The sequence below is a fragment of the Lysinibacillus sp. FSL H8-0500 genome (genome assembly GCF_038051955.1).
In the GTDB taxonomy this organism is placed as follows: Bacteria; Bacillota; Bacilli; order Bacillales_A; family Planococcaceae; genus Lysinibacillus; species Lysinibacillus macroides.
In genome coordinates this window covers 1,494,840-1,507,732 of the sequence record NZ_CP150292.1, presented here as the reverse complement: position 1 = coordinate 1,507,732, position 12,893 = coordinate 1,494,840, and the positions used below count along the sequence as shown (strand labels likewise).

The window sequence follows — 12,893 nt, the reverse complement described above, 5'->3', positions numbered from 1 at the left end:
GCCTTAGACGATTTGAAAATCTTCCTCTGATAGCACCTCAATACCATGTCTTTGTAATAACGCAGTCGTTACCCCTGCTCCAGCTATTTTAGTGCCGTTAAAATCACCGTTATAAATCATCGCACTGCCACAGGAGGGGCTATATTCCTTTAAAATAACCTTTGTTGCCCCTACTTCAAGTGCCTTGTGTAAAGTTACATAAGCTCCCCTGATATATAGCTCTGTAACATCACGTCCCGATTGTTCAACAACGGCTGCTTTCCCATCAAGTACATCTTCCCCATTGCCCCCTACAATTTCAGCAGGTTCACGGGGTGTTGAAAAGCCTCCCAGCAGCTCAGGGCAAACCGTGACAGCCTTATTTTCTAGTACAAGCTTTTGTATTTGCTCGTCTAAACTATTTGTACCGTTGTAACGAACATTGAATCCTGCTAAACAAGCACTAATTAACATCACTGCTATCCCTCATTTCTTTCTAGCTGATTGCTCTCTTATAAGTGTAGCACGATTACGAAATCTTTACTGTCACCATTATACTTGAAAATAGCCATATTGCTAAAAAGATAGTGTAATAAACTATTTCTTCTAAATTTAGTAGCCAATACTTTGAAACTATTCCTATATTTATTCGTAAATATAATTGGGAGGTAGGTGAGTCTCTTGATGAATGGCATCCAAAGTTGCTAGGTTTTATTCAATAAATATACTACCTGTGAAAGGGGAGAAGGCGATTTCAACCTTCTGTGCGAGAGAGTTGGATTTCTACGCTGATTATTAATGAAGAAATTGCTCGATATACAAAACATTACAAAGCAATATAGAGGTAAGAAAATTCTAGTAAATGTTTCATTTTCTATTGATGCTAACCAAATTATTGCCCTTGTTGGAAAGAATGGTTCTGGAAAAAGTACGCTTTTAAAAATGCTTGCAGGCTTAAGCGATCCTGATGATGGCATGATTATTCCATCCACACAATCCTTAAAAATTGGCTATGTGCCAGAGATAACCCCATCTCATATTTTATTTACACCAACAGAATATCTTTATCATATGGGACGTATTCGCGGAATGGCTAAACAGGAGCTAATAGCAAGAATAAATGAGTTGCTAAAACTCTTTTATTTAGAAGATGCACAAGATACAAGAATCACTTATTTTTCCAAGGGCATGAAGCAAAAAATCATGATTATGCAGGCTATGCTTGAGGAAACGGATTTATTGATCTTAGATGAACCATTATCAGGGCTTGACCTTCAAACACAAAATGATTTAGAAGAAACCCTTAGGAGCCTCAAACAGCAAGGACTAACAATTGTTTTAACCTGTCATGAAACAAAGTTGCTGGATCATCTCGTTGATACTATTTTAATGATTCGTGATAAAAATGTTATACATGCAGATTTATCCATTCATTCTATAGCACTTTATAATGAATTAATTTTTGAAATCGCTGATCCTACATATTTAGATGATATTCTACACTTAATGAAAATTCTGCAGCAATCATCATTAGCTACTGGCTCTTATGAAGTTACTATCCGTTGTCAAGCACAGCATACCGATTTTCTTTTACAGCAGCTACTTCATAAAGAGGCTTCTATTAAGCAAGTAATGCCTATTCATAACAAGGAGAAGTTTATACACAATGATTAGTTTAATGCGTTATCAATTGCTCAACTATGCTAGAAGCTATCAATATGTTCCACCTTTTTCAATTTTCGTGTTATGTCTGGTTGTCAATTATACCTTTACACCTCATCCCATATTAGATAGCTTTTCGTTGACCTCGATTATGCTCTTTTTCCTTATGGGCTGGTTTACCCTCATCCTCTTCCATACAGAGGATGAAGGGCAAAAAACAATTACATGCTTTCATACAAATGGCTCAGGTCGATATCATATTAGTTTATTTACGATTGGCATACTGATTGCTTTAAGCTTAAGCCTTGTATCTATCATCTATCCTACAGTTATTCAAGCTTTTGCAAAAACGCCAAGCTTGACACAGCTACTACTCGGTTTTCTTGCCCATTTTTGTTTAGCAATCTTAGGTATGGCTCTTTCGGCTTTGTTTACAAGAGAGCTCGTCAACAGCAAGCAAAATACCTGGTGGGGTGTTTTAAGTATCTTATTGCTCACATTAGTCTTAGCAACGGTAAAGGATTCCATTTTGCAAATAAAAGGGCTTATTTGGCTGCTACCACCGCTCCACCTTTCACTTGAAATCATGAATAGCGGCGACCAACTAAAGATTATACCCAGTCATTTTTATTGGCGATTTCTCTGGATAGTAGTTTATGCAAGCTTTATTATCTATTTATTCTTCCTCTTATCCAGGCTAAAAAGGAAATAATTTAATGAAAGGAGATGTTTCGAGTGACCCTAGAAACATCTCCTTTTATATGTAGTTAACCAGGAAATCGTTAATAGGCTACAGAAAAATGCATCAACTGTACGGACTACCAAAACGCCATAGCTGTATAAGGGCTGCTGATCAATAGCGTACCAAAAATATATAGAACTAAATGTTAGGCCAAAGACGGTTAACCAAAAAAGGAACTTCTGTTTTGGATAAATAGTTGGTAAGGAGCCCTTTGGAGAATGGGCTACTCTACCGTATATATAGCCTATAATTAACGCAATTCCAAGCAATGTACTGCCATGCTGTAATAATTTATAAACAGGGATTTGAAAAACGCCTATCTGGAAGGTCTGTGATAGTCTGGGTAATGTTATTACCATAAAACCATGCTGATGTGTAAAGGAATCCCAAAAAACATGTGTTAGCATTCCCAATAATGCAGAATAACTAAAAACAATTATATTAACCAGCTTGCTTTTGGTTACTGGCTGATAGGTTGTATCTTGCAGGCATTTTGGTAAATGCTGAATAAAACTTTGCGAAATATATACACGATAAATCATATAGAAAAGAATGGTAAGAGGTAAATTAAACATAAAAAAGCCTGTTAAGCTATGACCAATTTCTGCAATTGGTCTGCCTCTCACAAAATACTCAAAATCAGGAGCCATGCTTCCTAGTACAAGCGCTGAAAAATGAAGATATTTGCTTTTTCTCGAAAAAGGCAACACTGCAGCAGGGTGTGCAAATGTTAATGGCATGCCCTCACCTCCCTTTGTTCAGACGTTATTCCACTAGAAAAGTTACTGCTAGTAGGAGGGTTCCTAGGCGTCAGAAACAAATTCTTACGATCGTGGCTGTGCAAAACGCATTCTGCACATAGACCAATTCAAGGTTGTATGCTGGATTTCATCATGAATTTCCCATAAGCTCTCTACGATTTGCAGTTCAACATTCCGTGCCAATAATGCTTTAAGTAGATCATCAACCTCAAAGGTAGCGATGGGTATTTGCACTCTTTCACTAGTATAATAGCCTGCATTGTCATCCTGTAATATAAATTCCCTACTATCAAACTCATATAAGTACAATTTCGTATTCTTTAATACTTCAAACCATTTCCGTTCAATAACGACTACATGTGAAGCAGTTAAGAGATAGTTTCGTTTATCTTGCTCCGTTGTTTGTGTCCCTGCGTGAAAACATACACGTGGACAATTTCTCGGTGTTAAGTAATTTGGTAAACACCTTTCATTGATTCCCCATACAAGACCTTTTGTTGTATCCAAATCTTGCCGCTCTGGTAGACGGGGATAAAAAATTTGTATGGTAGGGTCCTCACTTACATGAAATAAGCGCAAGATTATTCCTCCTTTTTCGTCGAATAAGGCTTAACTACTCCTACTTGTTGGGTAAAGCCATGCTCTTTTTGACGTAGTTCCTCTCCTGTTATAATACTTTTTTCTGTATACGAATCAAGCTCTACCCCTGCTAATATTTTAAAATTATTAAGCTTTCTTCCTTGTCTACAAAGACAAAGAGGCTTCGCTAAAAAAAATTATTGACTTTTATTGAAATTAGCGTAATATTTTTTCTTAGTGATAAGGATTATCATTATCATTTTAAAAATAAAGTGAGGTTACTAAAATGCCAAAAATGAAAAATTCTATGTTGCTATTAATGCTTCTATCATTAATGGTTTTCGCTTTAGCAGCATGTTCTGAGTCGTCTAATAAAGACACTGCTAAGAAAGAAGAGCAAACAAAAGACAATACATCCGAAACTACGGATGAACAGCAATATCCAATCACCATTCAACATGCTTTTGGTGAAACAGTTATTGAAAAAAAACCTGAGCGTGTTGCAACAATTGCATGGTCTAATCATGATGTTGCACTAGCACTAGGAGTCGTTCCTGTAGGTTTCTCAGCAGCAAACTATGGTGTACAAGATGGTAGTGGTATGCTTCCTTGGACTGCGGAAAAATTAAAAGAGCTTGGTGAAGAAAATCCGAATATTTATCAAGATACGGACGGTTTAGACTTTGAAGCGATTGCTGATTCTAATCCAGATGTAATTCTTGCTGCATACTCAGGTATTACGCAAGAGGAGTATGATACATTAAGCCAAATCGCACCTGTTGTTGCCTATAAAGAAATTCCTTGGGTAACTTCTTGGCGTGACCAAATTTCATTAAATGCTCAAGGTATGGGGATGACAACAGAAGGTCAACAATTAATTACGGATACAGAAAAGTTAATTCAAGATAAAGTAAATGAACATCCTGAAATTAAAGGTAAAAAAGCAGCTTTTGCTATGTTTAGTGCAACCGACTTATCAAAATTCTATATTTATACACCTGCTGACCCACGTGGTGAATTTTTAGTGGAATTAGGGATGGAATATCCTGAAAGCGTTAAACAACAAATTACAGATGATAGTAGCTTCTATCTTGAATTAAGCGCTGAAAACGCAGATGCTTTAGCGGATGTAGAGATTTTCATTGCATATGGGGATGATACAACTTTACCAGCCTTACAAGCGGATCCAATTTTAGGGAAAGTACCTGCTATTCAAAACGGTAATGTTGTTGTAATTGGGGATAATACACCACTTGCAGCTGCTGGTACGCCTAGTCCCTTATCAATTGCCTATACAATTGATGAATACCTATCATTAATCTCAGATGTCGCAAAAAATGTGAAGTAATATGAATAAGTTACAAGCTACCGAACAAAAGCAATACTTTATTCCTAAACATTTTGGTAAGGTTTTACTATTTCTTATCATTGTACTAGCGTTATGCGTATTTGCTTCTCTTCTATTCGGTTCTCGTACAATTGGCTGGACTGGGCTAATGGATGGTTTATTCCATCCTGATGTCCAGTCTCATGAAGCCAGTGTTATACGTCAAAGAATCGTTCGAACAATTTTTAGTTTACTGTGTGGTGCAGCATTAGGCGTTTCTGGGGCATTGATGCAAGCTGTTACACGCAATCCAATCGCAGATCCAAGTATTTTGGGGGTAAACACAGGTGCATCCCTTTTTGTCGTTTGTGGGATTGCATTTTTAAACATTAGTTCAGCAAATCAGTATATATGGTTAGCAATTGCTGGTGCTATTATCACGGCTATTTTTGTATTTGGTATAGGCTCTATGGGAGCAAGTGGGGCCACGCCATTAAAGCTTGTACTTGCGGGGGCTGCGACAAGTGCCATTTTATCATCATTAGTTGTTGCGGTGATGATTCCGCGTACGAATGTGATGGATCAATTTCGATTTTGGCAAGTTGGAAGTGTAGGCTCAGGTAGCTGGGATGCTATTCAGTTATTTATTCCTTTTTTAGTTACCGGTATGGTGATTGCCCTCTTTACAGCACCAGCACTCAATGCTTTAGCGCTTGGAGATGAAGTCGCAACAGGTTTAGGTGTTCGTACAGGGACATTGCGTCTATTTGCCGCACTAGGCGGTGTGCTTTTATGTGGGGCTGCCACAGCTCTAGCAGGGCCAATTGGCTTTATTGGTTTATTAGCCACTCATGTTGTTCGTCTTATTATTGGCCCTGATATACGTTTTATCCTTCCAATGTCTGCCTTAGCAGGAGCGATTATTTTAACAGTGTCAGATGTTTGTGGTCGACTTCTTGGTAGTCCTGGTGAGTTAGAAGTGGGTATTTTAACAGCCTTTATTGGTGCACCTATCTTAATTTTAATTACGATGAAAGCGAAAATGCGTGCGTTATGATGAATGAAACATTGAAATCCATAATGGAAGGTAGACAACGAAGAACAAGACGCTTTGTGATCACAACTTCTGTACTTACTTTTATTGCCCTCATCCTTTGTGGCACAATGCTGATGCTGGGGAACACTATTTATCCTATTAAAGACGTGATCCATGTACTCCTCGGACAACAAGTACAAGGTGCTTCCTTTGCTGTAGGGACAATTCGCTTACCGCGGATGCTAGCAGGTGCATTTGCTGGCTTTGCGTTCGGTGTTGGCGGTTATATTTTCCAAACAATGCTACGTAATCCTCTAGCAAATCCAAATGTTATTGGAATTACAGCTGGTTCAAGCGCGGCTGCTGTCTTTGGTATTATTGTTCTACAAGCAAGCAATACGGTTATATCCATTGCTTCAATTATTGGTGGTTTAGCAACTGTGCTCATTATTTATGCTTTATCAAAAGGCTCTTCTTTTTCAATTGGGAGATTAATTTTAATCGGGATTGGGATTCAAGCAATGCTCAATGCGTTTATCTCTTATTTAATGCTGATTGGCAATACACATGATATTCCATCTGCAATGAGGTGGTTAAGTGGAAGCTTAAATGGCGCAAAAATGGAAACACTCTATCCCTTGCTAATTGTTGTGATTATCTTTACACCAATCCTATTATTTTTCGGGAAATATTTAGAAATGCTTGAGCTTGGTGAACAAGCCGCTACCTCTCTAGGTATAGATACAAATAAAACGCGAATCATCTTAATTATTTGTTCTGTACTAATTATTGCACTTGCTACAGCGACTACAGGACCGATTGCCTTTGTTGCGTTCCTTGCTGGACCCATTGCTAAAAAGTTAGTGGGTGTCGGGTTTTCAAATATACTTCCCGCTGGTCTAATTGGTATTATTTTAGTATTGGCGGCTGATTTAATTGGTCAATTCGCATTTACAGCTAGATATCCAGTAGGTGTTATTACAGGAATCATTGGCGCACCTTACTTAATTTACTTGTTAATTCGAATCAATCGAAAGGGAGATATATGATGAAACCAACACATACGCTTCAAGCTGAGCATCTGACATCTGGGTATGAGCAAAAAACAATTTTAGAGGATGTCAGCATTGCTATTCCAAGTAATAAAATTAGCATTATTATTGGTGCGAATGGTTGTGGCAAATCTACGTTACTCAAAACAATGGCACGCTTAATTAAACCGACTGCTGGTCAAGCTATACTAGATGGCAAATCCATTCATCAAATGCCACCCAAGCACTTAGCACGAGTATTAGGACTTTTACCTCAGTCCCCTATCGTTCCAGAGGGCATCACAGTGGCCGATTTAGTGGGGCGTGGTCGATTTCCTCATCAAACATTGTTTAAGGGATGGTCTAAGCAAGATTATGAGGCGGTTGCAGAGGCACTTGAAATGATGAACATTACAGAATTTGCTGATCGCAATATCGATGAACTATCAGGTGGTCAGCGTCAACGTGTGTGGATTGCCATGGCATTAGCGCAACAAACGGATATTTTATTTTTAGATGAGCCAACAACTTTTTTAGATATTACATATCAAGTTGAAATTTTAGATTTACTAACAGATCTAAATAAAAAATACGGTACAACCATTGTCATGGTATTACACGATATTAATCTTTCTGCTCGTTATGCAGACTACTTATTTGCATTAAAGAATGGTCGATTGCTTGCAGAAGGTTCACCAAAAAGTATTGTGACAAGCTCGTTAATCAAAGAAACATTTGACCTAGATAGCGTAGTTATTGAAGATCCTGTTTCTCAGACACCTTTAATTGTTCCTGTGGGTCGCTATCATGCTGTCTAATAAAAAGAGAGGGACTGTCGCAAAAGAAAAATCTTTGCTGACAGTCCTAATTTTTATAGTAAATTATTCCCTGAAAATAACTATTGCTTCTGAGATGGTCGCTCGCCCTTCTCTTTTTATATTTTATGAACGAGACTGGGTAATCGAGATTGTATTGTCAGCGACAGCTTGCTTTTTCATATCTAGCCATCTACCCACTAGCATGACAAGTAATGCTAGAAAAACAATCGTTCCTGCAAAAACAAGCGCTGCTTTATAACTATGATAAACTTCTACAAGCTGTCCTGCGATAATTGGTCCAATAATTTGTCCAAAAGCATACACCGTAGTTAATACAGATACAACTAAACCGCTTTGTGTTGGGAATAACTGGCGCGCATAGGATGTTGTTAATGTGACAATTCCAACAAAGGTTAAGCCAAATAAAAACGATGCTAGTAACACGCTCCAAACGGTTTGTGAAAATACAGGGAGCAGGATGCCTATCACTTGAAGGATATAGGCCACAATCAAAATTTTTATAGCTGAAAATTTTTCTAATAACAATGTCCAAACAGGTGCTGATGGAATCGCTGCCACTCCAACAACTACCCAGCTATAGGAAGAGTAAGCGCGTAAAGATGGGATATTATGGATTATATCCACTAAAAAAGTACCTGTAATAATATAGCCTAAGCCCTCCAAACCATATGATAAAATTAGCCACAGCATAAAGCCTTTGATCATTTTTGTGTCAAAGGATGCTGTTGTTTTGACACTATCCTGCACCTTTAAGCTTTTCCATAAACGATGCGTAATCCCTACAAAAATGGCGGATAATATGCCTAAGCCGATCCATGTACCCTGCCAAGCAAACTGTTTTTCAATCATTGGCACACATAAGCCAGAAATAGCAATGCCTAAGCCGATCCCACTAAATACATAGCCTGACCATCGTGATAGTGACCGCTTCGCTAAATAATCCATAATAATACTAGACGTTAAAACAAAAATAAGCCCGCCCGTAATACCAGCGATTAAGCGCAACACAAGCCATACACTATATAATTCTAGCAAGCCCATTAAACCTACTGATACTACATTTATCACAACACTGACTAATAGAATCGTTTTGCGCTGACGATAAATAAATCCTGCCCATAATGCCCCTATGAAATAACCAATATAATTGCTTGATGCTAAATAGCCCGCTACTTCCAATGAAAATCCTACATCATGACGCATAAATGGCAGAATTGGTGTAAAAGCAAATCGACTAATTCCCATTGCAATTACTAGTAATAAAATGCCACCAAAGACAATACCCATATGTTGTCGATTCATTTTTATCCACTCCCCCATGTTCTATACTGTAATTTATAGGATACAGAGTAAAAATTAATAAATCTAATATATAATATATATAAAACCATAAAAAAAATTTATTAAAGGTGTGTCGATTATTTATGAACTTACATGCACTACGTTTATTTACGAAGGTTGCGGAGCAAAACAGTGTTTCTAAAGCCGCTCAAACGCTTAGAATTAGTCAGCCTGCTGTTACTATTCAAATCCGAAATTTAGAAAGAGAGCTAGGCTTAACTTTACTAGAATCTAAAGGTAGAGGCATTGCATTAACACAAAATGGCGCTTTTTTATTTAAGCAGGCCCAGCGCTTATTTGATTTAGAATTGGATATTGAAAATAAAGTAGCTCAATTAAAAAGTACAGGCAATGAGGAATTGCAAATTGCTTCTACACATGTGCCCTCTCATTTTTTATTACCGAAATGGCTAGCTCATTTTAAACAAGTCCAGCCAACCACACATATTCATTTAAAAACGGCTAATTCACAGCAAGTAATAGAGGAATTGCTCCATTACCAAGCTGACTTAGCCTTTATTGTAAAAGAAGATGGGCATCATCCTGATATTACCTATCAATTTCTGATGAATTTAGACTATTGGTTTATCGTGCCTGATCAGCATCCGCTTGCAGGTCAAACAGTTACACTGGCAGAGCTCATGCAGCAGCCCTTTGTTTCAAGAGAGGATGGTAGCTCCACCAAGGAATTTTTGAATGCTTTATGTAAAGTACATAAAATTCCACCACCTAAAGTAGGACTACAACTAGACGGTATTAATGAATCGATTCATGCCATCGCAGCGGGCTATGGTACTATGCTTGCCCCATCTATAGCCGCTTCTAGCTTTCTTCTACAGCAGCAAGTTGCACGTGTTTTTATTAAGGATATGGAAATTCAGCGTCCCATTTATTTATGTACACGAAAAAACGAACAGCAACACTCCCCCTCCTTCCATAGCTTTCTTCATATTATTAATGAGTCTATTTAATACCAATTGGCGTTCTGTTTGAAAGTGGAGCGCCAATGAACCTTCTGATTGAGCGGGTTGTCCTATAAATTGAGCGGAGTTACTTCTGTATTGAGCGCTTCTACACTAGTATTGAGCACTCTTACTCCAATATTAAGCGAATACAGCCTGACATTGAGGGCTCTCGCCTGATGGGTTCTTATAATTTAATATTTATTGGACTCGCCAGTTGCAACAGCAGCGCACAGCCCCCTATTCAATGTTAAGTAGCCTTTTTTAGCTATTTAATTATGCGATATTCTGTTATACTAGATCAAAAAAGTAGGGATTTAGAATGCTATATGATGTTGTCATTGTAGGGGCAGGCTCCATGGGGATGGCTGCCGGTTATTATTTAGCAAAGGCAGGGAAAAGGGTACTTATGTTAGATGCCTTTCACCCTCCACATGAGGAAGGTAGTCATCATGGGGATACACGTATTATTCGTTTTGCCTATGGTGAGGGCACAAGCTATGTGCCTTTTGTTAAAAGAGCTGGCGAGCTATGGCAAGAGCTAGAAAGTTTAGTAGATGAACGCTTATTTTTACAAACTGGCGTTATTAATATTGGCGAGCCAACAAGCTCCTCTATTCAAAATGTAAAGGCAAGTGCCCAGCTCTATCATTTAGCACTTGAATGCTACTCAGCAGAGGAAGCAATGGAAAAATGGCCTGGATTAGCCCTGCCTGCAAATCTTGTGGCTTGCTTTGAGCCAACAGCAGGCGTACTTCGTGTTGAGGCATGTATACAAGCGTATAAAAAATTAGCATTGGCGGCAGGTGCAACCTTACAAACAAATGATAGGGTGCTTGCTATTCAAGCAGGTGACATTGTGCATATCCAAACAGCAAATAATGTCTATCAAGCAAAGCAATTAATTGTTACAGCTGGCGCATGGGCAACCGAGTTACTAGCAACAATGAATATAACAATTCCTGTTACACCAACGCGTAAAACCTTTGCTTGGTTTGAAGCAGATGAACAGCTTTATCGCGACGCTGTCTTCCCAGCTTATGGGATTGAGTTAGCAGATTCTTTTTATTATGGGTTTCCAAGCATGGATGGTGCAGGATTAAAATTAGGTCGACACGATGGCGGAGAAGTGGTAGATCCAAATGAACCACTACGCCCCTTTGACGATGATGATCGTGAAGATTTACAGCAATTTATTCAGCAATTTATGCCACAGCATGGTGCACTCAAATATGGAAAAACGTGCAAATATTCGATGACACCAGATGAAGATTTTATTATTGATTTTTTACCTAACCATCAAAACATTGTTATTGCAGCAGGATTTTCTGGGCATGGCTTCAAATTTAGTAGTGCGGTCGGAGATGTACTTTCCGAGTTATTACTAGATGGTACCAGCAAGCAGGATTTAACACCATTTAAACTTAGTCGATTTAGATAAATTATGAAAGGGTGGATGCAAATAGATTGCATCGATCCTTTTTATGTATAGATTAATCCCTCTCTTATATGGGTAAAATCATGTATACTTACGCTAATAGCTAACGTAACTAGGCAAATTTTTTCTATGGTAGTATACTTTACATTAGCCATTTTACCTGGTACGAAATCTATTGCTTTCGGTAATCACTGTTATATGAATCTTCCCTCTCTTTTCAATAGCTATCCTATAAACTTATTTAGTAACCGTTTATGGAAATGCCATTGTTTCTGTGCGGGCTCGTCTATAATTACCTGTAATAACGAAAGGAAGTTTAATAATGGACTTAGAAAAAAATGTTCAACTAAAACAACCAAAATATCAGCAAATAGCCATTGACCTTGCCTCTAAGATTGTAGAAAGAAAATATTATATTGGCGATAAAATCTATGCCCGTTCCTCTCTTGCAAGTCAGTATAAGGTGTCTGCCGAAACTGCTAGAAGAGCGATAGCGGTTTTACAGGACTTAGAAATTGTAGAGGCCTCAAAAGGTAGTGGTGTGATCATTAAATCATATGAAAAGGCAGCTCATTTTGTTCGACAGTTTCATGATGTGCAATCTATTCATGAAATACAAAATGATCTTTTAGCCAGCATTCACAAACAACAACAAGAATTAATTAACTTACAGGAAAAGGCAAAGCAGCTTATTAGTCGTACGGAGCATTTCCGTTCAGTTAATCCATTTATTCCTTACCAATTAGAGCTAAGTGCTGACAGTCCATGCATTCATCAAACTGTGCAAGCATTAAACTTTTGGCAAAATACAGCTAGCACCATCGTTGGTATTCGACGTGGCAATGAATTATTAATATCTCCAGGTCCCTATGTGTCTTTTGAAGAAGGGGACGTTATTTATTTTATCGGTAATGACGAAAGCTTTGCCCGCGTACAAAGCTTTTTATATCCGAACGCCTAATTTCGCTGTAGCTTACACTTTTGCAGATCGTATAAGAAGATAGCAGTCATCAATTTCGTCTATTTACTACACTAATTTAAATCCGTCTAAGCACTGATATAACAGCGTTTAGACGGATTTTTTCTTATTTGTCGATTTGACAAAAGTGACAACCCTTTGTTAAAGTAAAGTTGTTACTTGTTTATTTTTGGGTATCATTATTGTCAAATAGTAATAATCTATGAAAGGAGTGTTT

General features: G+C 38.0%; 13 protein-coding genes. 9 read left to right on the top strand and 4 right to left on the bottom strand.

Annotated features, from left to right (window positions below):
* Positions 1–3: 3 nt before the first annotated feature.
* Complete coding sequence (locus tag MHB44_RS07060; RefSeq protein ID WP_341302139.1) at positions 4–456, bottom strand: DUF523 domain-containing protein; 453 nt, start codon at positions 454–456, stop codon at positions 4–6.
* Positions 457–777: 321 nt separating this feature from the next.
* Between MHB44_RS07060 and MHB44_RS07055 the strand changes: the two genes are divergently transcribed.
* Positions 778–1,653, top strand: coding sequence for an ABC transporter ATP-binding protein (locus MHB44_RS07055; RefSeq protein ID WP_341302138.1), 876 nt, complete (start codon positions 778–780; stop codon positions 1,651–1,653).
* Positions 1,646–2,353 (top strand): ABC transporter permease, encoded by a 708-nt coding sequence (locus MHB44_RS07050; RefSeq protein WP_341302137.1) that lies wholly within the window; start codon positions 1,646–1,648, stop codon positions 2,351–2,353. The genes MHB44_RS07055 and MHB44_RS07050 overlap by 8 nt, the downstream gene beginning before the upstream one ends.
* Positions 2,354–2,382: 29 nt before the next feature.
* Here MHB44_RS07050 and MHB44_RS07045 read toward each other — a convergent pair whose 3' ends face one another.
* Positions 2,383–3,123 carry a DUF4184 family protein gene (locus MHB44_RS07045; RefSeq protein ID WP_341302136.1) on the bottom strand — a complete coding sequence of 247 codons (741 nt, stop codon included), beginning with the start codon at positions 3,121–3,123 and terminating at the stop codon, positions 2,383–2,385.
* Between the two features lie 84 nt (positions 3,124–3,207).
* Positions 3,208–3,723: a DUF6886 family protein gene (locus MHB44_RS07040; protein ID WP_341302135.1), complete on the bottom strand. Its 516-nt coding sequence runs from the start codon at positions 3,721–3,723 to the stop codon at positions 3,208–3,210.
* A gap of 286 nt (positions 3,724–4,009) precedes the next feature.
* On the opposite strand from MHB44_RS07040, the gene MHB44_RS07035 reads away from it, so the two are divergent.
* The 4 genes from MHB44_RS07035 to MHB44_RS07020 are packed head-to-tail and all read left to right on the top strand — an operon-like array spanning position 4,010 to position 7,935.
* Entirely contained in the window at positions 4,010–5,071 is a 1,062-nt protein-coding gene (locus MHB44_RS07035; protein ID WP_341302134.1) for an iron-siderophore ABC transporter substrate-binding protein, read from the top strand.
* Position 5,072: 1 nt separating this feature from the next.
* Entirely contained in the window at positions 5,073–6,107 is a 1,035-nt protein-coding gene (locus MHB44_RS07030; protein WP_341302133.1) for an iron ABC transporter permease, read from the top strand.
* A complete protein-coding gene (locus tag MHB44_RS07025) occupies positions 6,104–7,135 on the top strand; it encodes an iron chelate uptake ABC transporter family permease subunit (protein ID WP_341302132.1) in 1,032 nt (343 codons plus the stop codon). Before MHB44_RS07030 ends, MHB44_RS07025 begins: the two co-directional genes overlap by 4 nt.
* Positions 7,135–7,935: an ABC transporter ATP-binding protein gene (locus MHB44_RS07020; protein ID WP_341302934.1), complete on the top strand. Its 801-nt coding sequence runs from the start codon at positions 7,135–7,137 to the stop codon at positions 7,933–7,935. Before MHB44_RS07025 ends, MHB44_RS07020 begins: the two co-directional genes overlap by 1 nt.
* A gap of 123 nt (positions 7,936–8,058) precedes the next feature.
* Here the strand turns inward: MHB44_RS07020 and MHB44_RS07015 are convergent, their stop codons facing one another.
* Positions 8,059–9,258: a YbfB/YjiJ family MFS transporter gene (locus tag MHB44_RS07015; RefSeq protein WP_341302131.1), complete on the bottom strand. Its 1,200-nt coding sequence runs from the start codon at positions 9,256–9,258 to the stop codon at positions 8,059–8,061.
* 122 nt (positions 9,259–9,380) lie between these two features.
* Between MHB44_RS07015 and MHB44_RS07010 the strand changes: the two genes are divergently transcribed.
* From MHB44_RS07010 to MHB44_RS07000, 3 genes are all read left to right on the top strand, one after another.
* On the top strand, positions 9,381–10,268 hold the full coding sequence (locus MHB44_RS07010; RefSeq protein ID WP_341302130.1) for a LysR family transcriptional regulator: 888 nt from the start codon (positions 9,381–9,383) through the stop codon (positions 10,266–10,268).
* 313 nt (positions 10,269–10,581) lie between these two features.
* Positions 10,582–11,700, top strand: a complete 1,119-nt coding sequence (solA, locus tag MHB44_RS07005; RefSeq protein WP_341302129.1) for an N-methyl-L-tryptophan oxidase — start codon at positions 10,582–10,584, stop codon at positions 11,698–11,700.
* A 319-nt stretch (positions 11,701–12,019) separates the two neighbouring features.
* A complete protein-coding gene (locus MHB44_RS07000; RefSeq protein ID WP_341302128.1) occupies positions 12,020–12,658 on the top strand; it encodes a TrkA C-terminal domain-containing protein in 639 nt (212 codons plus the stop codon).
* Positions 12,659–12,893: the final 235 nt, after the last annotated feature.